Below are 20,845 nucleotides of genomic sequence, written 5' to 3'. Positions count from 1 at the left end.
CGCTGCGGCTCGTCAGATCGTCGAGCAGCTCGTCGCGACAGGCGCACCACCCAATCGCGCCTCGATGAACTTCAGGGCCTCGGGATAGAAGCCGAAGGCCCCACCGACGTGTCCGGGCACGTAGCCCTTGACGAAGCTGACCGCGGCACCCTGCTCGCACCAACGCTGCGCCGTCCCGAGGCCTGCGCCGAACGGGATCGCGTCGTCGGTGGTGGAGTGGTAGACCAGTGCCGGCACCGAGGGCTTGCGGCCGTTGCCGATCAGCTGCTCCTCCAACAAGGTGGCGAACTCGGGCCGGCGCAGCATCTGCGGCACCGACACACCGTCCACCGTGAGCGTCGACGTCTGCGTGAACGCGTGGCCGAGGACGGTCTCGATGACGCACTCCTCCCGGACCTTGGCGAAGAGCTCCTGGCCCTTGGCATTGAGGTAGGGGTCGAGGTCCATCCCATAGGTGCCCTCACCCACACCCAGGACGGCGTAGGCCATGAAGCCGACCACCATCGATCCGTCGAGGTGGTCCGCGGTGGCCAGCAGGTCACCGGGCACACCACCGGCGGCGACGCCGACGACGTTGAGCTCCGGGGCGTAGGTCGGCGCGAGCTCGGCTGCAGCGGCCGCTGCCCCACCGCCCTGCGAGTAGCCCATCATCGCCACCGGGGTCGAGGCGCTGATCCCCGAGCCCTGGACGTTGGCGGCCGCGCGCACCGAGTCGAGCACCGCGCGCGCCTGGACCTCCCGGCTCATGAACGTGTGCAGACCGGGGGTCCCCAGACCCTGGTAGTCGGTCGCCACGACGGAGTAGCCCTTGGCCAGCAGCCCGGCGATGAAGAAGTTCTCATACTCCAGGCCGCCGCCGTCGGAGAGCCGCGAGGGTGCGCACGTGTCGCCCAGGCCCTGGGTGCCCACGGCGTAGGCGACGACGGGGCGCGGGCCGGCGCCCGACCACAACTTGTTGGGCACGACCACCTGCCCGGTGACGGCGATCTGGTCGTCGTTGCGGTCACTCGAGGTGTACATCAGTCGGGTGACCGTCGCGTCCACCGGCACCACCTTGAGCGGGGTGACCCAGAACTGCGAGGGCTCGGCACGAACGATCTTGCCCATCCCCGCAGGCAGGGAGGCAGGCGGGGTGTAGAAGGCGTCACCGACCCCGCCGTCGCCGCACACCAGGCGAGCGTCGGCCCAGTCACCGTGGTCGTTGTTGCTGCCGTCACCGCCGTTGTCGACGAGCAGGTCGAGACGCTGGGCCCCGGCCGTCGTCGCCGAGATCGTCTTGGTGGCAGTGCTGTTGAACATCTTGCCGGTGTCGGCCACCTCGACGCCGTCGGCGAAGACCCGGAACCGTACGGACCCCAACGCGCCCTTCGAGTCGTCCACGCCGACCCTGGCCGTGAAGCTCGAGCACTGACCGCCCAGGTGATAGCTGACGAACGAACCTGCGTGGACACCCAGGCCCTTGTCGTAGCTGACGCCGTTGAGCTTCAGGCGCGGACCGTCGCCGGCTGCCTGCTCGCCGTTGGCCGTGTCGCGCTCCACCGGACCCCACCCGTTGGCCGGAGTGCCCAGGAAGGGCCAGTCGCTGGCGAAGACCGACGTCGCGGGCGCCTCGGGGCGCGTGCTGGCGGGCGCCGTCCCGTCGCCCGAGCAGCGGAACTTCGCGCTTGCCCAGTCGGCGTGGTCGTCGATGTCGCCCCCCTCGGCCTGCGAGACGAGCAGGTCGACCGTCTGCGCCCCGTCGATGCCGGCATAGATCGTCACGGGGTCCATCGATCCCGTGAGCGTCCGGGTCTGCACGACCTGGACGCCGTCGGCGACGACCGAGAAGACCACGCTTCCGCTGTTGCCGACCTCGTCGTCGATGCCGACCTCGGACTGGAAGAACTCGCAGTCACCGCCGACGTCGAAGCGGATGGCGGAGTCGGCGTGGACTCCGAGGCCCTTGTCGTGGCTCTTGCCGTCCAGCCACAGGGTGCGGCCGTCGCCCGCCGCCTTCTCGCCGTTCGACTCGTCCCGCTCGGCCGGACCCCAGCCGTTGGTCTGCGACACGAAGGGCAGGTCCGAGGCCCAGACCTCTCCACTGAGGGTGGCGGCCGAGGCCGGGGACTGGAGCACCGCCATCGCCGAGCCCATGAAGGTCAGCGTCAGGGTGCCGAGCGCGGTGGCGCGCAGGGTGATTCGCATATGTGGTTCCTCCCAGGTAGGCCACCGCGACGAGGGACTCCCTCTTCCCTCGTCACGGCAGTGCAGAGCAACCTACGAGAGCGTAACTTGCGGTGAGAAGGACCACAGCAAGTGATCTACATCACGTGCCACCATCAGGAGACTTGCGCTATGACAGCACGTGCGACCAGGGCGCGCGCGGGTCCCGCTGGCGGCTGTGGGCCGTCGCGCCAGACGACATTGAGCCGTCGCGTGAGGTCGAGACCCGTGACCGTGACCGCCACCAGTCGACCGGTGGCCAGGTCGTCACGCACCGCGTGGGCGCCCAGGACGGCGGGTCCGGCTCCCGCCACCACGGCCGCCCGCACGGCCGTGGTGCTCGACAGCTCCAGGGCCGGCGGTGCTGCCGGGAGCCCGTCCAGGGCTCGCTCGAGGACGGTTCGAGTGCCGGAGCCTGCTTCGCGCACCACCAGCGGCGTCGCCGCGAGGCTCGAGGCCGAGACGCGTCGGCGCGGGCGGTGCGCCCAGGCGTGCTCGGGCGCGACGACGACGACGAGCTCGTCGGTGCCCACCAGCCGGTGGCTCAACCCCGTCGGCGCGTCCGGCCCCTCCACGAACCCCAGCTCGACCTCACCCCCGACGACGAGCTCGACCACCCGCTCGCTGTTGGTCGCCGTCATCGTGAACTCCGTCGGCGCCTGCCCGGCCCGGACCTGGTCCGCGCGCACCGCGACGAGCCAGCCCGGCAGCAGGTGCTCGGCGATGGTGAGGCTCGCTGCGATCCGCAGGTGCCCGCGACGATCGGAGCGCAGGGCAGCGATCCCTGCGTCGAGCTGTGCCGCCTCCTCGAGCACTCGTCCCGCCCACTGCACCACCAGCTGCCCGGTCGGGGTCAGGGCCGAGCCGCGGCGCGATCGCACCAGCAGCGGGACCCCCACGAGCGCCTCCATCGTCCGGACCCGCGAGGACGCCGCCTGCTGGGTGATCCCCAGCGACTCGGCGCCGGCGCTGAGGCTTCCGAGCCGGTCGACCTCCACGAGCAGCTCGAGGGCGCGCAGCTCCGGCACATGAGGTCCCAACACAGGCACAAGGTTATCTTGTGACATCACAACCACAACTTCGTTCTGTGGCAGGCCACCGGTCGACACACTTCTCGACATGACCCCAACTGCTTCGGCGCTGCGTGTTGCCATCGTCGGCGGCGGACCGGCCGGCATCTATGCCGCCGATCTGCTCACCAAGTCCGAGGTCGACGTCTCCGTCGACATCCTCGAACGCCTCCCGGCGCCCTTCGGCCTGGTCCGCTACGGCGTCGCGCCCGACCACCCGCGCATCAAGGAGATCGTCAAGGCGCTCCAGCGGGTGCTGGCGCACCCCGACGTCCGGCTGCTCGGCAACGTCGACCTCGGCGCCGACCTCAAGCTCGAGGAGCTGCGCGAGTTCTATGACGCCGTCGTGGTGGCCACGGGTGCGCGCACCGATCGCGACCTCGGCATCCCCGGCGAGGACCTCCCCGGGTCGTACGGCGCCGCCGACTTCGTCTCCTGGTACGACTCGCACCCCGACGCGCCCGCCAGCTGGCCGCTCGACGCCCAGCACGTCGCCGTCCTGGGCGCGGGCAACGTCGCCCTCGACGTCGCCCGGGTGCTGGCCAAGACCGGGGACGAGATGCTCACCACCGACATCCCCGCCCACGTCCACGAGGCGCTGCGCGACAAGCGCGCGACCGACGTGCATGTCTTCGCCCGTCGAGGTCCGGCCTATGCGAAGTTCTCCCCGCTCGAGCTGCGCGAGCTGGCCCACTCCCCCAACGTCGACGTCATCGTGCACCCCGAGGGCTTCGAGGTCGACGACGCCAGCATGGAGCACATCGGACGCAACAAGCAGGCCAAGATGGTGCTCGACACCCTCGCCAACTGGGTCGGTCGCGAGCCGACGGGCAAGCCCCACCGGATCCATCTCCACTTCCTCGAGCAGCCGGTGGAGATCGCCGGCCCCGGCAAGGTCGAGACCTTGCGCACCGAGCGGACCCGGCTGGTCGGCGACGGCAACGTCGTGGGCACCGGCCTGGTGACGAACTGGGACGTCCAGGCCGTCTATCGCGCCGTCGGCTATCGCAGCTCGGCGATCGCCGACCTGCCCTTCGACGACCGCGCCGCCGTGATCCCCAACGACGGGGGGCGGGTGCTCGACCTGGACGGCGGGCGGCTCCCCGCCACCTATGTCACCGGCTGGATCAAGCGCGGTCCGGTGGGTCTCATCGGCCACACCAAGAGCGACGCCGCCGAGACCGTCGCGCACCTCGTCGCCGAGACCACCCCCACGGCGACGGCCCGCAGCACCACCGACGTGGACGCCTTCCTCCTCGACAGGGGCGTCGCGGTCGCCGACCTCGACCACTGGCTGCGGGTCGACCAGCACGAGATCGCACTGGGCGAGGCTCAGGGACGGCTGCGGATCAAGGTCGCCAGCCGGGAGGAGATGCTGAGCGTCGGGCGCGCCTGAACGTCAGATAGTGGGACCGGCCAGTCGGCCCGCCGACAGGTGCTCGTGGATACCCAGATTGGGTGATTCCGGGCCCCCGCCACCCGGTCTACGCTCATGGGTTGGGTGAATTTCACCCCACGAGCAGAAGGGGCAGCGCGATGACCGTGACGATGGCAACGCTGGACGGCCCCGAGGCGCAGATCGACGACGAGAGCCTCGAGGAACTCCGTATGACGATCCGCGGTGACGTGTTCACCCCGGAGGACTCCGAATACTCCTCAATCCGCCCGGCCTACAACCTGATGCATCCGGGCGACCCGGCGCTGGTCGTCCGACCCTCGGGCACCGCGGACGTGGTCGGCGCGGTCAGCTTCGCCCGCACCAACAGGCTCCTGATGGCGGTCCGCGGGGGTGGTCACTCGATCGCCGGCCTCTCGAGCATCGACGGCGGCCTGCTCCTCGACCTCGCCCGGATGAACGGCGTCGACGTCGACCCGGAGGCCAGGACCGTGCGGGTCCAGGGGGGTGCGCTCATCGGCGACCTCGACCACGAGACGCAGGCATTCGCGCTGGTTGCACCGAGCGGCATCGTCTCAGACACCGGTGTCGCCGGGCTCACGCTGGGCGGTGGGGAGGGGTGGTTGCGTCGCAAGTACGGCATGGCGGTCGACAACCTGTTGTCCGCGCAGGTGGTGGGCGCCGATGGTCAGGTGCGGACGGCCTCGGCCGACTCGAATCCCGACCTGTTCTGGGCCCTCCGCGGCGGTGGTGGCAACTTCGGAGTGGTCACCTCGTTCACGTTCCAGTGTCACCCGGTCGGTCCGACGGTGGCCTTCGCCGGCGTGTTCCACCCCGTGGAGGACGCGGAGAACGTCTATCGGCAGTTCCGCGACTGGGCCCAGACAGTGCCCGACGAGATCTCGGCACTGATCGGCTGCACCACGTTGCCGTCGAGCGAGCACACCCCACCCGAGATCCACGACACCCCGTTCGTCCTCACGGCCGCGGTGTACTCCGGCGAACCGGAGGGGGCATGCGGATCCTCCAACCGCTCCGCGACATCGGCAGCCCGCTGGTCGACATCTCCGGCCCCCTGCCCTTCGTGGGGGTGCAGAGCGCCTTCGACGAGTTCTTCCGACGCGGAACGCTCCGCAGCTACTGGAAGGCGACCTACCTCGAGGAGCTGAGCGACTCAGCCATCGAGATCATCGTGGACAAGGCCCGCAACCGGCCGAGTGCGCGCACGTTCGTCGTCACGTTCCTCATGGGCGGAGCGATCAACCGCATCGCGGCAGAGGACACCGCCTACAGCGAGCGCTCGGCGAAGTGGATGGTGTCGATGGACGGCAACTGGGAGGACGAGAAGGACGACGACAAGGTCGTCACCTGGGTGCGCGATGCCTGGGGCAGGGTGCACGAGCACGGAACCGGCTCGCTCTACCTCAACTTCTCCGGCGTCTCCGACGAAGCAGTCACCACCGGTGTCGAGAGTGCCTTCGACAAGGCGAACCTCCAGCGCCTCGAGGAGATCAAGGCCCACTACGACCCGGACAACTTCTTCCGCCTGAACAACAACATCCTGCCGAAGGCGTAGCCGCGACCACGCCGCCGTCGCCAGGCGATACGCAAGGACCTTCTCGAAGGGCTGTGCCGGGCGCCTCCACTGGCTGCCCCTGACGCGCGTCGGTCACTCTTGACACGCGTCAACTGGAGCGCCAATGTGGCGTCCGACACACCACCCTGTCAAGGAGGATCCACATGTCCCGTCCACAGGTCGCCGTGATCGGCGCCGGGATCAGCGGCCTGACGATGGCCAAGATGCTCGGCGACTACGGCATCGACCACGTCGTCTACGAGGCGTCGAACCGGATCGGCGGCAACTGGGCCTTCGGCAACCCCAACGGACACAGCAGCGCCTATCGCTCGCTGCACATCGACACCTCCAAGCACCAGCTGTCCTTCAAGGACTTCCCGATGCCGGCCGACTTCCCCGACTTCCCCCACCACACCCAGATCAAGGACTACCTCGAGCAGTACGCCGCGGCGTACGACCTCAAGGACTCGATCGAGTTCGAGAACGGCATCGTCCACGCCGACCGCCTCGCGGACGGAGGGTGGGAGCTCACGACCCAGCGCACCGGGACCCGGCGCGCCGACGTCCTGGTCGTCGCCAACGGCCACCACTGGGACCCACGGTTCGCCGAGAAGCCGGGTGAGTTCACCGGTCTCACCATGCACTCCCACGCCTACATCGACCCGCGGGAGCCGCACGACCTGACGGGGAGACGCATCCTGATCATCGGGCTGGGCAACAGCGCCGCCGACATCGCCGTGGAGCTCTCCAGCAAGACCCTGGAGAACGAGGTGGTCATCTCCACCCGTTCCGGCGCCTGGATCGTGCCGAAGTATCTCGCCGGGAAGCCGGCCGACAAGTACTACCGCACCTCGCCGCACATCCCGTTCGCGTGGCAGCGCAAGCTCGCGCAGGTCTTCCAGCCCCTCACGGCGGGTCGGCCCGAGGACTACGGCCTGCCGACCCCCAACCACAAGTTCTTCGAGGCGCACCCCACCCAGTCGGTCGAGCTGCCGCTGCGCCTCGGCTCCGGCGACCTGCGGGCCAAGGGTGACATCGAGCGCTTCGACGGGCGCACCGTCCACTTCGAGGACAGGACGGCCGAGGAGTTCGACGTCGTCCTGCACGCCACCGGCTACAACATCACCTTCCCGTTCTTCGACCCCGACTTCGTCTCGGCGCCGGAGAACCACATCCGTCTCTACAAGCGGATCTTCAAGCCGGGCGTCGACGACCTCGCCTTCGTCGGCTTCGCCCAGTCCACGCCCACCCTGTTCCCGTTCGTGGAGTGCCAGACGCGCCTGGTCGCCGCCTGGCTGGCCGGTCGCTACGAGCCGCCGACCGCCGCCGAGATGGAGCAGGTGATCTCCGCGGACGAGCAGAAGTACACCGCCCACATGGTGCAGCGGCCGCGCCACACCCAGCAGCTCGACTACTTCCTCTACGAGCACGACCTGCGCGTCAAGGAGCTCCCGGCAGGAGTCCGCCGGGCGAGCGAGAAGAGCACGCCCGGCCCGCACAGCCTGCACAGCGTCGGGTCGGCCACGTGAGCGAGGAGCGAAGCTGGGCGCGGCTGGTCGATCGCCGTACAGCCAACCGCGGGGACCAGCGTCGCCAGGCGCTGCTGACCGCGTTCGAGGAGCTCCTGGCGGAGCAGTCGCTCGACGAGGTCAAGGTCGCCGACATCTCGAGCCGCGCCGGGGTGACGCGCTCGGCCTTCTACTTCTACTTCGAGAACAAGGCCGTCGCCGTCACGGCCCTGATGAGCGACCTGTACGACGACACCTCCGAGGCCACCGACCTGCTGGTCAAGGCCGAGGGCGAGCCGGAGCAGCGCCTGCGGCACGTCATCACCACCCTGTTCGACGCCGTCGACCGGACCCACCACACCTACCGTGCGCTGCTGCAGGCCCGCGCCACCAGCGCCCAGGTGCGAGACATCTGGGAGGCCGGTCGCGCGGAGTTCGCGTCGATGGTGGCCGAGATGATCACTCGCGAAAGAGCCGTCGGCAACGCGCCGGCGGGCCCCGAGGCAGGGCCGCTCGCATCGGTTCTTCTCGACCTCAACGACCACGCACTCGAGCGCCACGCGCTGGATGTGGGGCCGGAGCGGGAGCAGCGCATCGACGTCCTCACCCACATCTGGCTGAGCAGCATCTATCAACGTCCAGGGAGCACCTCGTGACCAGCACCTTCACCTTCACCTCCGGCGGCACCATGTGCGCCGCCACCCACTTCCCCGCCACGTCCCAGGCCCTGGCCGGCGCGGCCGGACGCCCCGTGGTGGTGCTGGCCCACGGCCTGGCCGGCACCCAGGACTCGGGTCTCGCGGCCTTCGCCGAGGCGTTCGCGGCGGCCGGTCTCGCCGCGGTCACCTTCGACTACCGCGGGTTCGGGACCAGCCAGGGACAGCCACGACAGGTGGTCTCGGTCGACCAGCAGGTCGCCGACCTCCATGCCGCCGCCGACGCGGCAGTTTCGCTGCCGGGTGTCGACCCGGCGCGGCTCGTCCTGTGGGGCATCTCCCTGGGCGGCGGCCACGTGGTCACCGTCGCCACGCAGCGCACGGACGTCGTGGCCGTGGTCTCCGCGGTCCCGCTCGTCGACGGGCTCGCCGCCGCCCGGCTGGCGGTCCAGCACCACTCCCCCGGCACGCTCGTGAAGTCCACGGGACGCGGCTTGCTCAGTGCGGCCCGCCGCAGGTCCGGACGCGAACCGCTGATGATCCCGGTCGTGGCGCGCCCGGGTGAGGTGGGGGCCTTGACCCTGCCGGGTGCGCTGGAGGACTTCCTGGCCATCGCCGGCCCGTCGTGGCGCAACGAGGTCGCCGCCGACGTCACGATGGAGCTCGGCGGGCGTGCACCGGCCAGGGTCGCCAAGGAGCTCACCGTCCCGTGGCTCGTGCAGATCGCCGACTTCGACCGCAGCGCACCGCCACACGCTGCCGCGAAGGCAGCATTCGCCGGGCGGGCGCTGGTGCGGCACTACCCGTGCGACCACTTCGACCTGTTCGCCGGCAAGGACTGGCACGAGCCGGCCGTCCGGCACGCGGTCGGCTTCCTGACTGCTCAGCTGGCCAGCAGCGAGGATCGACTCCTCGACATGGCCTGAGCGGAACGACCTCGAGGATCGGCGCACAGAAGTGTGGGCGGCCCAGGTCAAAGGTTGACCGTCACCGCCCACGGTGGCGTCCGTTGTCAGCCGTGCGCCAAGGCCACGAAGCGACCGTCGGGCGTCACCGGGTGGTCCTCGTTGATCGCCTCGACGGCCTCGGTGAGCTCGGGCTCGACCGAGGGACGGTGGTCGAGGTGCACGCCCGCGATCATGCATCGCACCGAGCCACCGGCCAGCTCGACGGTCGGGATGTCCACCGAGACGATCTCGCAGGACTCCTCGATCACCGCGATCTGGTCGGGCCGCAGGCTGCGGTGGGCCCGGGCCGACATCGCCATCACGTAGCGGCGCTTGCCCTGCGGCGTACGGCCACACAGCTCCACGGCGTTGCCGGCGAACTCGCGGACCTGCTGCTCGGTCAGCTCGACGACGGAGCGACCGTTGACCGACAGCCGCTCACGGACCTGCGCTCGTCGCTGGGCGTCGGGGATCATCTCCAGCGCGATCAGGGCCACCTCGGTGCCGACGCACGCGATGACGTTGGTGTGGTAGACCGGCACCCCCGCGCCGTCGACGGCCTCGAAGGCCATGGGCTCGTAGTTGAAGTCGGTGCAGAAGCGCTCCAGGACGTTGCAGTCGGCGCGATAGCTGATGGCCATGTAGGCCACTCGGGAGACGTGATCGAGCACCATCGCGCCCGTTCCCTCGAGGAAGACACCGTCGGGCTCGAGGCCCGAGTAGTCGACGATCGTCTGCACCCGGTAGTCCGACTTGAGCATCTCCAGGATGTCGGTCCGGCGCTCGTGGCGCCGGTTGGAGGCATACATCGGATAGACCGCGACATAGCCGCCTGCGTGGGTGGAGAGCCAGTTGTTGGGGAAGACGCTGTCGGGACGGGTGTGGTCGTCGTCGTCGAACACGTGGACCCTGACACCGGCGTCGCGCAGGGCCTGCGCGAGGGCGTCCATCTCGGCGACGGCCTTCGCCGAGGTCACCTCGTCGGACTGGTCGGCGGGCACGTCGGCCTGGAAGGCGTTGTCAGCCGCAGTCGCGGGGTTGGGGACGAAGCTGGTGGCACGTATCAGGATCACGGCAGACGGGGCTTGGGCGCTCACATGACGGAATCTAGAGCATGGTGTGAGATGTCCGACGTGCGCCATGTCCAGCCGGTCCTCGTCACCAGCGCAGTGGCTGTCGGCGCGGTCGGCCTGCTGGTGCTGGCGCTCGCCGGCGACTGGCTCGGCCCTGACGTGGGGCGGGGCGCGAACTTCTGCGAGGCCGCCCGCGACGGGTTGTTCAAGCAGCCCGCCAACACCCTCTCCAACGCCGGCTTCGTCGTCGCCGGTCTTTTCGTCGCGGTGCACGTCTCGACGTCCCGGCCAGGCGTCATGACCCGTCGACTGGGGACCGTCTATGCCTGCGTCGTCGTGCTCCTCGGTCCGGCGTCTGCCGCGATGCACGCGACGCAGTCGGGCCTGGGAGGTCACCTCGACCTCCTGAGCATGTATCTCGTCGCCGGGTTCGCAGCGGCATACGCGTGGATGAGGTGGGCTCGTCGAGGGACCCCCGCGTTCGTCGCCGCGTATGCCGCCCTCGTCGTTGCCTGCCAGGCCGTCGGGCTCTGGGGACGGCCGGTGCCTGTCGTGCAGCACGCCGGCAACCTGGCGTTCGGCACACTGCTGGTCACCGCCGTGGTGCTGGAGGTCCTGCTCTGGCGACGAGGTGGGGCGCGCAGCGACATCAGGTGGGGCCTGGCTGCCCTGGCCACGATGCTGGGCGCGCTCTCGATCTGGATCGTCTCCCAGCGGGGCTGGTGCGACCCCCACTCGTGGTTGCAGGGTCATGCCGTATGGCACCTGCTGTCCGCTCTGGCTGCCTATCTCCTCTACCGCCTCTATTCATCAACCCCTCTCCGGACGGAGCAGCCGACATGACCGAAGTGACCGTGATCCGTGGCGACATCACCACCCAGGACGTCGACGCCATCGTCAACGCCGCCAACAACCGCATGCGCGGTGGCGGCGGAGTCGATGGCGCGATCCACCGGGCCGGTGGACGGGAGATCCTCGACGACTGCATCGCGAAGTTCCCGCAGGGACTCGCGACCGGTGACGCAGGCTGGACGACGGCCGGCGACCTCCCTGCCCGCTGGGTCATCCACACGGTCGGCCCGCGCTACCCGGGAGACCGTTCGCTCCTCGTGTCCTGCTACCGGCGCTGTGTCGAGGTCGCCGACTCCCTCGGTGCCAGGACGGTGGCCTTTCCCCTCGTCAGCGCCGGCGTCTACGGGTGGCCGCTGGAGGACGCCGTGGCGGCGGCCGTGACCACTCTCCGCTCGACGCCATCGGGTCTCTCCGAGGCTCGGATCGTGGCCTTCAGCGACTCGACGCGCAGGTCCGTGGAGGCCGCCCTGGAGGGGTCGCATTGAGCAGACCGGGCCCCGTGGTGTTGGCTGGGGTAGGTAACAACCACGAACTGTGAGGAGAACACGTGAACAAGTCCGAACTCCGCGACGCCGTCGCGCAGCACGCCGAGCTGTCCAACGCCCAGGCGGACAAGGCCATCGAGGCCGTCATCTCGTCCATCACGAGCGCCGTCGCCGGTGGCGACAAGGTCACGCTTCCCGGCTTCGGAACGTTCGAGGCGCGCCAGCGCAACGCGCGCACCGGCCGCAACCCGCAGACCGGCGAATCGATGGAGATCGCCGCGAGCACCGCCCCCGCCTTCAAGGCCGGAGCCGCTTTCAAGTCGGCCGTCAACAAGGCCTGACGAACCACCCAGGTCCACCGCACCACCACGGACGGCGCGACCCCCTCGGGGTCGCGCCGTCTGCCATTGGGCCGCAGGCATTCGAGCCTCGTTCACGTCCCGGTCACACGCAGGTCGGCCTGTCCCGGTTGGGTCGCAGCATCAGCCGATCCGAGACCCCCGGAGCCCCCATGACCCTCACCCCCCAGCGCCGCTCCCTGCCGATGGCAGACCTGGCCCACGGCAACCGAAGCCCCGTCACCTGTCACCTTCGCTGTGGCGACGCCTGCTTCGGGGAGGCGCCGAACACCACGCAGACCTCCTACTTCCGCGACGTCGCCGCCACCGCGCTGTCGCGTCGCAGCATCCTGGGCGCCGCCGCCGTCAGCACCGCCGGCGTGGCCCTCTCCAGCCAGCCGGCCGCGGCGCTCTTCCGCAGTGGACCGGGCGGGGTCAGGCCGGGCGCCGGCAGCGGCCAGCTCCCCTTCACCCCGATCGCGCCGGTGCCCAACAGCGTCGACGCGATCACCGTCCCTGCCGGCTATCGCTGGGACACGATCATCCGGTGGGGCGACCCGATCTTCGACGGTGCTCCCGTGTTCGACGCCGACAACCAGAGCGCGGTCGCCCAGTCGCAGCAGTTCGGCTACAACTGCGACTACCTCGACATCATCGTCACCGACCGCAGGGGCGCCAGGGCGCTGCTGGTGGCCAACCACGAATACACCAACGAGACCATCATGTTCCCGCCCGAGATGGACGCCGCCGAGCGCATCCGCACGGCATGGGCAGCTCATGGGATGAGCGTGGTGGAGCTGCGGCGCAAGTCCGCCGGCTCGACCTGGACCTACGTGCCCAACGGACACCTCAACCGCCGTATCACGGCCACAACCCCCTTCACCGTCGACGGCCCGGCCGCCGGCTCCGACCTGCTCAGGACCGCCGCCGACCCGACGGGGCGCCGCGTGCTGGGAACGCTCAACAACTGCGCCGGCGGCACGACGCCGTGGGGCACCGTGCTCTCCGGCGAGGAGAACTTCAACCAGTACTTCCGTGCCGCCGGGACCAGCGCCCGCGAGAAGCGCTACGGACTTGCGGCCTCTGGCGACTCCCGCAACTGGCGCAGCCAGGACAGCCGCTTCGACGCCGTCGCCAACCCCAACGAGCCCAACCGCTTCGGCTGGATCGTCGAGATCGACCCCGAGGACCCCAGGTCCACGCCGGTCAAGCACACGGCGATGGGCCGCTTCAAGCACGAGGGCGCCCACGTCATCGTCAACGGCGACGGCCACGTCGTGGCCTACATGGGCGACGACGAGCGCTTCGACTACGTCTATCGCTTCGTCTCCCGCGACACCTTCCGCGCAGGCGGCAAGAAGAAGGACCGCGAGCACAACCTCACGCTCCTCTCCAGCGGCGACCTCTCGGTGGCCCGCTTCGCCGGCGACGGCTCCGAGGACGGCGTCAGCGACGGCTCTGGCGAGTGGATCCCGCTGACGGTCGACGGCCGGTCGGTCGTCCCCGGCTTCAGCACCGAGGAGGTGCTCGTCTTCACGCGGCTCGCAGCCGATGCGGTGCAGCCCACCAAGATGGACCGCCCCGAGGACGTCGAGCCCAACTTCGTCAACGGACACGTCTATGTCGCCTGCACCAACAACACCGACCGCGGGAAGGTCGGCAAGGAGGGCGCGACCGAGCCCAACCCGCGCAACGCCAACAAGAACGGTCACGTCGTCGAGATGATGCCGACCGGCGGCGACCACACGGCGGCCACCTTCGCCTGGAACCTGATCCTCATCTGTGGCGACGCCGCCACGGCCGGCACCTACTTCGGTGGCTGGACCGGGCCGGTCTCCCCCATCTCCTGCCCCGACAACGTCGCCTTCGACTCCGTCGGCAACCTGTGGGTCTCCACCGACGGCCAGCCGGGCACCATCGGCCTCAACGACGCACTGTTCAAGGTGCCCGTGACGGGGCCGGAGCGCGGTCGAGTGCAGCAGTTCCTGGCCGTGCCGATCGATGGCGAGACCTGCGGCCCGGTCATCCACGACCGGGACGGGTCGGTCTTCGTCGCCGTGCAGCACCCGGGTGAGGACGGCTCGTGGGAAGCCCAGCGCTCGCGCTTCCCCGACTTCGTGCCCTCCACCCGCACGGCGCGCCCGGGCGAGTTCGCCGGTCCCCGTCCCAGCGTGGTCCAGGTGACGCGCCGCTGACGTGGGGCGACTCCCGACCCGACGGGGCCCCCGACCACGCGTCCGGGGCCCGTCGTCACGTCTGCAGCAGCACCAGCGACCCGAGCGCGACCAGCCAGGAGACGAAGCTGCCGACGAGGAAGTATTCGGTCAGCAGGTGGACGTGCTCCTGGTCGCGACGCGATGACAGCTCGGGAAAGCGCAGGAGGCCCTTGGCGGCGACCACGATGCCCGCTGCGGTGACCTCTCCGGCCAGCGCCAGGGCCAGGATGAAGACGCGCTCCATCGGTCCGAGCAGCCGACCGCCCTTGATCTTGGTCGCCGGGTCGTCGGCCTGGCCGCGATGAGTCGGGTTGACCGTGCCGGTGGCGGCCAGCACGAGGCGCACGATGACGTTGCCGCTGCTCAGCTGGATGCCGAAGGCTCCCACCAGCATCAGCGCGCGAGTGGCGTCGAGGTCGGCCAGCACCGGCACGGGCGTGGCGTCCAGCCACCTCGCGAGCGGGCCGTCGGCCGGGCTCGCCTGCCCGGCCACCAGCACCACCACCGCGACCGAGGCGCCGAGCAGGGTGAGCGGCACCCAGGGGGCGAGCCGGCCCGCGAAGCCACTGGTCACCGTCCGGCCCCAGCCGAGCACCGCGAGCGCGATCAACGCCAACGCGACGAGGTCGGCCGGGGCGGTGAGCCCGGCCAGCAGGCCCACGACGACCGCGCCCGTGGCGCCGACGAGCTCGGGCAGGAGGCGGACCGGCCGAGCCGAGTGGGTGAGGTCGGTGAGAGCCACGCCGATGAGGAGCACCGCCAACCAGCTCACGGCAGACCTCCCATCAGTTCGTGTGCGGCGACGATCGCCCCCAGTCCGTCGGCGCGCACCCGCTGGGAGACCGCGGAGGGGCTGATGTCGAGCCGGTCGGCGAGGTCGCGCTGCGTCTGTCCCGCCAGCAGACCACGCAGCACCGACAGCGAGCGCGGCGACAGGCCGGTGACGAGCTGGTCCCGCAGCAGGAGCCCGGCATTCACGGCCGCGACCTCGCCCGCCCTGCCGACCTCGCTGGGGTCGGCGGCGACGTATGCCGTGCGCTGGGATCGCTGCGCAGCCCTGCCCTCGGCGGCCGACACCGCCTCGATCGCTGCACGAGCAGCCCACCACCCCGGGCCGTCCTCGACGCGCGGGTCCTCGGTCAGCACCTCGACCGACCCTCGCCCGATTCCGTGGCGGATGTCGTGCTCGGGCAGCAGGGAGAGCCGCACCAGCAGCGAGGCGGTGATCGCATCGCCCAGCGAGTCGAAGACACCCTGGTGCTCGTCGCCGAGGGTGATGCGCAGGGGCGTGCTGGGCTCGAGTGCGGTGTTCACGTCGTCCAGCGCCTGCTGCAGCACGCGGTGCAGGGCGCGCCGGTCGCCGCTGTGTCGTGAGCCCACGAGGTCGCCGATGAGAGCGATCGATGACATGCCTTCACCTCCCGAAGAAGAAGCATAACTCTTCATTTGGGACGAATGAAGCAATACGCTTCATCCCTCCCAGAAGATCTTCTCCACCACCGCATGGGCACGCCGGGTGGTGCGTAGATAGTCGTTGACCATCCGGTCCGACTCGCCGGCCGCATGACCCAGCACCCGCGCAACGGCAGCCCGCTCGGTGGCGTCGCGCGGCACCTGGTCGGAGGGCTTGCCACGCACGAGGGTCACGGCGTTGCGCATGCGGCTGACCAGCCGCCAGGCGTCCGCGAGCTCGGCTGCGTCGGACTCCGAGACGAGGTCGGCAGCGAGCGCCGCCTCCAGGGCGACCAGGGTCTGGGTCGTCCGCAGCCCCGGGAACGCCCCTGCGTGGCGCATCTGGAGGAGCTGGACGGTCCACTCGACGTCGGCGAGGCCACCGCGCCCCAGCTTGAGGTGGGTGTTGCGATCGGCTCCGCGCGGCAGCCGCTCGTCGTCGACGCGAGCCTTGATGCGGCGCACCTCGACGATGTCGTCGGAGCTGATGCCGCCCTCGGGAAAGCGGAGCGGGTCGATCAGCGCGGTGAACCGCTCCCGCAGTCCCTCGTCGCCCACGACCGCATCGGCGCGCAGCAGCGCCTGGAACTCCCACACGTGCGACCACTTCGCGTAGTAGGCCTCGAAGGAGGCCAGGGTGCGCACCAGCGGGCCCTGCGCGCCCTCAGGGCGAAGGCCCGCATCCACCTCGAGGGGCGGGTCCGTCGCGGGCATCGACAGGAGCCGACGCAGCTCCCCCACCACCGCCTGGGAGAAGGAGGCGGCGACCTGCGGCTCCACGTCGTCGAGCGGCTCCTGGACGAACATCACGTCGGCGTCGCTGCCGTAGGACAGCTCGAACCCGCCATACCGGCCCATCGCGATGACCGCCATCCGGGCCGGGACCTGGTCGAGGCCCCGGGTGGCGCGCACCGACTCCATCGCGATGCCCAGGGTCGCCTCGAGCGTGGCGTCGGTCAGGCGGGAGAGGCCGTGACCGACGAGCGCGACGTCGGTGCCGGCGACGAGCTCGCCCGAAGCGATGCGCAGGAGCTCACGGCGGCGTACGGCGCGCACGGCTCGCGCCGCCTCCTCCGGGTCGGTCTGCCGGGAGGCCACCGACTGCATCTCGGCGGTGATCGCCTCGGCCGACGGCGGGGTCAGGTCCTCACCGAGCATCCGCACGCCCTGCGGCTCCCGCTCGAGCAGGTCGGTGGCATAGCGGGAGGTGCCCAGGAGGAACGCCAGGCGCTGGGCCACCTCCCCCTCGTCGCGCAGCGTCTTGAGATACCAGGGAGTGGTGCCCAGGCTCTCGCTGAGGCGCCGGAACCCGAAGAGGCCCGCATCCGGGTCTGGCGCATCGGCGAACCACTCGAGCATGACCGGGAGCAACGTGCGCTGGATGTCGGAGGTGCGCGAGACCCCGCTCGTCAACGCCTCCAGGTGGCGCAACGCGCCCTTGGGGTCGTCGTAGCCCAGCGCCGCGAGCCGGGCCTCCGCCGCGTCGAGGGAGAGACGCGCGTCACCGCCCGCGAGCTTGGCGACCGCCGTCAGCAGTGGACGGTAGAAGAGCTTCTCGTGCAGCCGGCGGACCTCGCGCCGGTGGTGGCGCCACTGCTTGTCGAGCTCGGCGACCGGCTCGGAGAAGAATCCCAGGGAGCGTCCGAGGCGACGCAGCGAGGCCTCGTCCTCGGGCACGACGTGGGTCCGTCGCAGACGGTGCAGCTGGATGCGGTGCTCGAGCGTGCGCAGGAAGGCGTAGGCGTCGTGCAGCGCCTCCCCGTCCTCTCGACCGACGTAGCCGCCCCTGGTCAGCTCGGCCAGCGCACTCAGCGTCGCCCCAGACCGGATGGAGGGGTCTGCTCGGCCATGGACCAGCTGCAGGAGCTGGACGGCGAACTCGACGTCGCGCAGCCCGCCCGACCCCAGCTTGAGCTGGCGTTCCGCCTGGTGTGCGGGGATGTGGTCCAGGACGCGGCGACGCATCGCCTGCACGTCGTGGACGAACCCCTCCCGCTCGGCCGCGCGCCAGACCATCGGCTCGATCAGCTCGAGGTAGTCGCGCCCCAGCTCGGCGTCGCCCGCGACCGGGCGTGCCTTGAGCAGCGCCTGGAACTCCCAGGTCTTGGCCCACTTCTCGTAGTAGCCGGCGTGGCTGGCGAGGGTGCGGACGAGCGGTCCGGCCGAGCCCTCGGGGCGAAGGTTGGCATCGACCGGCCAGATGGTGCCCTCGGCCGTGTCCTCCGAGCACACCTGGATCAGCTGCGAGGCGACCTGGGTGGCCGCTCGCAGGGCGGCGTTGTCGTCGGCTCCGTCGACCGGTGCGTAGACGAAGATGACGTCGACGTCGGAGACGTAGTTGAGCTCGTGGCCGCCGCACTTGCCCATCGCGATCACCGACAGCCGGGCCGCTCCTGCGCTCTCACCGACCCTGCTGCGGGCCACGGCCAGCCCGGCCTCCAGGGTTGCCGCGGCCAGGTCGGAGAGCTCGGCGGCGACGTCGTCGACACCCACGCGGTGCGCCAGGTCGCGAGCCGCCAGTCGCAGCAACAGCCTGCGATAGGTCACGCGCAGCGCGTTGACCGCTGCCGCGTCGGGCATCGTCGAGGTCGGGACGGCGGCCTCGGGGTCGGCGCCCACGCAGGCGAGCATCTCCTCGCGGACGACGAAGGCCGGGGGCCGGGTGGTGGCCAGCGTCGCGTCGGTCAGGTCGCGCCAGTGCTCCGGGTGTCGGCCGAGGTGGACCGACAGCGCCTCGCTCGCTCCCAGCACGGCGCTCAGACGCTCCGCAGAGTCCTCGTCGTCGGCGAGGGTGCGCAGGAGGTCCTCGCGGTCGTCGACGGCGCTGGCGAGGCGCACGAGTCCCGCCAGCGCCGCATCCGGGTCGGCCGAGGACGCGAGCGACTGGACGAGTGCCGGACCATGTTCGCCCAGGTCGTCGATCGCCGAGCGGGCTGCCGCGGCGTCGAGGAAGCCGAGCCGGACGAGGGAACCGGCGGTGCGGGCCATGGGGGTCCCGGTCAGATGACCGGCAGCATCCGGTCGCGTTCGAAGGCGGACACCTGTGAGCGGTATTCCTCCCACTCCGCACGCTTGTTGCGCAGGAAGAAGTCGTAGACGTGCTCGCCGAGGGTCTCGGCGAGCAGCTCGGAGTCCTCGGCGATGCTGATCGCGTCGTACAAGCTCCTCGGCAGCGGCTGGATCCCCAGTGCCTTGCGCTCGCGCTCGCTCAACGACCACACGTCGTCCTCGGCCTCGCGCGGCAGCTGGAGCTCCTCCTCGATGCCCTTCATCCCGGCTGCCAGGACCACGGCGAAGGCGAGATAGGGGTTGCAGGCGGCGTCGATGCTGCGCAGCTCGATGCGCGTGGACTGGCCCTTGTCCGGCTTGTACATCGGCACCCGGATCATCGCCGAGCGGTTGTTGTGGCCCCAGCAGATGTAGGACGGGGCCTCGCCGCCGCCGATCAGGCGCTTGTAGGAGTTGACCCACTGGTTGGTCACGCAGGTGATCTCGCTGGCGTGCCGCAGGATGCCGGCGATGAACGAGCGGGCGGTCTTGGAGAGCTGGTATTCGGAGCCGGCCTCGTAGAAGGCGTTGCGGTCGCCCTCGAACAGCGACACGTGGGTGTGCATCCCCGAGCCGGGGTGGGTGGTGAAGGGCTTGGGCATGAAGCTGGCCCAGATGCCCTGGCCGAGCGCCACCTCGCGCACGACGGTGCGGAAGGTCATGATGTTGTCGGCCGTGGAGAGCGCGTCGGCATATCGCAGGTCGATCTCCTGCTGGCCCGGACCGCCCTCGTGGTGGCTGAACTCCACCGAGATCCCCATCGCCTCCAGCATCGAGATCGCCTCGCGCCGGAAGTCGGAGCCCCGGGACTGCGCGGTGTGGTCGAAATAGCCGCTGCGGTCGACGGGACGCGGCTCGGCCCCGGCCTCGGGGGCGTCCTTGAAGAGATAGAACTCGATCTCCGGGTGGGTGTAGAACGTGAAGCCCTTGTCGGCGGCGGCGGACAGCGTGCGCTTGAGGACGTGGCGCGGGTCGGCATAGGACGGGCTGCCGTCGGGCATCGAGATGTCGCAGAACATCCGCGCCGTGCTGGGGCCCTCGCCCGAGCGCCACGGCAGGATCTGGAACGTGGAGGGGTCGGGCTTGGCCAGCATGTCGGACTCGTAGACCCGGGCGAAGCCCTCGATGGCCGAGCCGTCGAAGCCGATGCCCTCGTCGAAGGCGCCCTCGAGCTCGGCCGGGGCCACCGACACCGACTTCAAGAAGCCCAGGACGTCGGTGAACCACAACCGCACGAACCGGACGTCACGCTCTTCGAGTGCTCGGAGTACGAAGTCTTCCTGCTTGCCCATGCGCACATCATGACCCACGGCGCCGACGAGCCGTGGCCGACGTCCGCAGACGCGACGCGGTCCCGCTCAGCCGTAGAGGTTGCAGGCCAGCACGTCGTCGGTGGCCAGGACCCCGCGGCGGCTGCGCTTCATCGGCTGGAGGTAGCTCTGGGTCACGGGCGCCCAGGCGATGATCGAGGGGCGACCCAGGTGGCGGACCCGGCGCACCTTGACCGTCAGCTCGACCGCCTCGTTGATGGTGCCGGCCCAGCAGCCGCTGGCGCGGCGCTTCCTGCGCGCCTCGCGGAAGGAGACCAGGTCGCCGATGTCGGTGCTCGAATAGCGCCATACGACGTTGGTGGTGATGTTGGAGGACGCCCACACAGGTCGGACCTGGACGCTCAGGCCGGCGGTGCGGGAGGAGGGCACGGTGATGGTGACCGAGCCGTCGGTCACCGTGGCCTGGGCGGACGAGTAGATCGGGTTGGTGCCGTCGGAGGAGAACATCGTGACCTGACACCCCTCGCAGCGTCCGATCCGCAGCGTGAGCTCGGTCTCGAGGTCGGCCTCGACGGCCTCGACGGCTCGACCGGCGCTGGCCGGCGACGTCGACAGGCCGAGCAGGGTGGCCACCATGGCAGCGACCAGGGCCACAGTCAGGGCCACAGTCAGGGCCACGGTCAGGTTCCTGACCAGGGTCGTGGGGGGACGGAGCACGAGCGGACCTTCCGGCGACGAGGGGGATTCGATGGGTA

The 20,845-nt window shown here is 70.3% G+C and carries 18 protein-coding genes; 10 read left to right on the top strand and 8 right to left on the bottom strand.

Going from position 1 to position 20,845, the window contains the following annotated elements; translation table 11 throughout:
- Positions 1-12: 12 nt before the first annotated feature.
- Positions 13-2,184 carry an alpha/beta fold hydrolase gene (locus G7071_RS12260; RefSeq protein ID WP_166319179.1) on the bottom strand — a complete coding sequence of 724 codons (2,172 nt, stop codon included), beginning with the start codon at positions 2,182-2,184 and terminating at the stop codon, positions 13-15.
- A 134-nt stretch (positions 2,185-2,318) separates the two neighbouring features.
- Positions 2,319-3,245, bottom strand: coding sequence for a LysR family transcriptional regulator (locus G7071_RS12255; protein WP_206062784.1), 927 nt, complete (start codon positions 3,243-3,245; stop codon positions 2,319-2,321).
- 76 nt (positions 3,246-3,321) lie between these two features.
- Between G7071_RS12255 and G7071_RS12250 the strand changes: the two genes are divergently transcribed.
- The 6 genes from G7071_RS12250 (at position 3,322) to G7071_RS12225 (ending at position 9,334) form a co-directional block, all read left to right on the top strand.
- Positions 3,322-4,668: an FAD-dependent oxidoreductase gene (locus G7071_RS12250; protein WP_166319173.1), complete on the top strand. Its 1,347-nt coding sequence runs from the start codon at positions 3,322-3,324 to the stop codon at positions 4,666-4,668.
- A 140-nt stretch (positions 4,669-4,808) separates the two neighbouring features.
- A complete protein-coding gene (locus tag G7071_RS12245) occupies positions 4,809-5,837 on the top strand; it encodes an FAD-binding oxidoreductase (protein ID WP_166319170.1) in 1,029 nt (342 codons plus the stop codon).
- Positions 5,753-6,244, top strand: coding sequence for a BBE domain-containing protein (locus G7071_RS12240; protein ID WP_166319167.1), 492 nt, complete (start codon positions 5,753-5,755; stop codon positions 6,242-6,244). The genes G7071_RS12245 and G7071_RS12240 overlap by 85 nt, the downstream gene beginning before the upstream one ends.
- Positions 6,245-6,408: 164 nt before the next feature.
- A complete protein-coding gene (locus tag G7071_RS12235; RefSeq protein ID WP_166319164.1) occupies positions 6,409-7,773 on the top strand; it encodes a flavin-containing monooxygenase in 1,365 nt (454 codons plus the stop codon).
- Positions 7,770-8,408, top strand: a complete 639-nt coding sequence (locus G7071_RS12230; protein ID WP_166319161.1) for a TetR/AcrR family transcriptional regulator — start codon at positions 7,770-7,772, stop codon at positions 8,406-8,408. Before G7071_RS12235 ends, G7071_RS12230 begins: the two co-directional genes overlap by 4 nt.
- The gene (locus G7071_RS12225) at positions 8,405-9,334 is read left to right on the top strand and encodes an alpha/beta hydrolase (RefSeq protein WP_206062783.1); all 930 of its coding nucleotides are present in this window, start codon (positions 8,405-8,407) and stop codon (positions 9,332-9,334) included. The genes G7071_RS12230 and G7071_RS12225 overlap by 4 nt, the downstream gene beginning before the upstream one ends.
- A gap of 86 nt (positions 9,335-9,420) precedes the next feature.
- Here G7071_RS12225 and ctlX read toward each other — a convergent pair whose 3' ends face one another.
- Positions 9,421-10,452 (bottom strand): citrulline utilization hydrolase CtlX, encoded by a 1,032-nt coding sequence (gene ctlX, locus G7071_RS12220; RefSeq protein ID WP_246209984.1) that lies wholly within the window; start codon positions 10,450-10,452, stop codon positions 9,421-9,423.
- A 27-nt stretch (positions 10,453-10,479) separates the two neighbouring features.
- Between ctlX and G7071_RS12215 the strand changes: the two genes are divergently transcribed.
- From G7071_RS12215 to G7071_RS12200, 4 genes are all read left to right on the top strand, one after another.
- Entirely contained in the window at positions 10,480-11,271 is a 792-nt protein-coding gene (locus tag G7071_RS12215) for a ceramidase domain-containing protein (protein ID WP_166319155.1), read from the top strand.
- Positions 11,268-11,765: an O-acetyl-ADP-ribose deacetylase gene (locus tag G7071_RS12210; protein WP_166319152.1), complete on the top strand. Its 498-nt coding sequence runs from the start codon at positions 11,268-11,270 to the stop codon at positions 11,763-11,765. The genes G7071_RS12215 and G7071_RS12210 overlap by 4 nt, the downstream gene beginning before the upstream one ends.
- A gap of 62 nt (positions 11,766-11,827) precedes the next feature.
- On the top strand, positions 11,828-12,106 hold the full coding sequence (locus G7071_RS12205) for an HU family DNA-binding protein (RefSeq protein WP_166319149.1): 279 nt from the start codon (positions 11,828-11,830) through the stop codon (positions 12,104-12,106).
- Positions 12,107-12,276: 170 nt separating this feature from the next.
- Positions 12,277-14,298: a PhoX family protein gene (locus G7071_RS12200; RefSeq protein WP_166319146.1), complete on the top strand. Its 2,022-nt coding sequence runs from the start codon at positions 12,277-12,279 to the stop codon at positions 14,296-14,298.
- Between the two features lie 55 nt (positions 14,299-14,353).
- Here the strand turns inward: G7071_RS12200 and G7071_RS12195 are convergent, their stop codons facing one another.
- The 5 genes from G7071_RS12195 to G7071_RS12175 form a co-directional block, all read right to left on the bottom strand.
- Entirely contained in the window at positions 14,354-15,091 is a 738-nt protein-coding gene (locus G7071_RS12195; protein ID WP_166319143.1) for a hypothetical protein, read from the bottom strand.
- Positions 15,088-15,729: a SatD family protein gene (locus G7071_RS12190; protein ID WP_166319140.1), complete on the bottom strand. Its 642-nt coding sequence runs from the start codon at positions 15,727-15,729 to the stop codon at positions 15,088-15,090. Before G7071_RS12190 ends, G7071_RS12195 begins: the two co-directional genes overlap by 4 nt.
- A gap of 60 nt (positions 15,730-15,789) precedes the next feature.
- Positions 15,790-18,759 (bottom strand): bifunctional [glutamine synthetase] adenylyltransferase/[glutamine synthetase]-adenylyl-L-tyrosine phosphorylase, encoded by a 2,970-nt coding sequence (locus G7071_RS12185; RefSeq protein WP_166319137.1) that lies wholly within the window; start codon positions 18,757-18,759, stop codon positions 15,790-15,792.
- 11 nt (positions 18,760-18,770) lie between these two features.
- Positions 18,771-20,111, bottom strand: a complete 1,341-nt coding sequence (gene glnA / locus G7071_RS12180) for a type I glutamate--ammonia ligase (protein WP_166319134.1) — start codon at positions 20,109-20,111, stop codon at positions 18,771-18,773.
- Between the two features lie 66 nt (positions 20,112-20,177).
- Positions 20,178-20,807, bottom strand: a complete 630-nt coding sequence (locus tag G7071_RS12175) for a hypothetical protein (RefSeq protein WP_166319131.1) — start codon at positions 20,805-20,807, stop codon at positions 20,178-20,180.
- Positions 20,808-20,845: the final 38 nt, after the last annotated feature.

This window comes from Nocardioides piscis, from assembly GCF_011300215.1.
GTDB classification, from domain to species: domain Bacteria; phylum Actinomycetota; class Actinomycetes; order Propionibacteriales; family Nocardioidaceae; genus Nocardioides; species Nocardioides piscis.
Note: the sequence above shows the minus strand (reverse complement) of the source record. Positions and strands in the feature narration are given on the sequence as shown.

Coding starts and splice junctions, on each gene's coding strand:
- G7071_RS12235 (WP_166319164.1), top strand. CDS start 6,409: ATGTCCCGTCCACAGGTCGCCGTGATCGGCGCCGGGATCAGCGGCCTG.
- G7071_RS12190 (WP_166319140.1), bottom strand. CDS start 15,729: ATGTCATCGATCGCTCTCATCGGCGACCTCGTGGGCTCACGACACAGC.
- glnA (WP_166319134.1), bottom strand. CDS start 20,111: ATGGGCAAGCAGGAAGACTTCGTACTCCGAGCACTCGAAGAGCGTGAC.
- G7071_RS12200 (WP_166319146.1), top strand. CDS start 12,277: ATGACCCTCACCCCCCAGCGCCGCTCCCTGCCGATGGCAGACCTGGCC.
- G7071_RS12260 (WP_166319179.1), bottom strand. CDS start 2,184: ATGCGAATCACCCTGCGCGCCACCGCGCTCGGCACCCTGACGCTGACC.
- G7071_RS12250 (WP_166319173.1), top strand. CDS start 3,322: ATGACCCCAACTGCTTCGGCGCTGCGTGTTGCCATCGTCGGCGGCGGA.
- G7071_RS12245 (WP_166319170.1), top strand. CDS start 4,809: ATGACCGTGACGATGGCAACGCTGGACGGCCCCGAGGCGCAGATCGAC.
- G7071_RS12215 (WP_166319155.1), top strand. CDS start 10,480: ATGTCCGACGTGCGCCATGTCCAGCCGGTCCTCGTCACCAGCGCAGTG.
- G7071_RS12210 (WP_166319152.1), top strand. CDS start 11,268: ATGACCGAAGTGACCGTGATCCGTGGCGACATCACCACCCAGGACGTC.
- G7071_RS12185 (WP_166319137.1), bottom strand. CDS start 18,759: ATGGCCCGCACCGCCGGTTCCCTCGTCCGGCTCGGCTTCCTCGACGCC.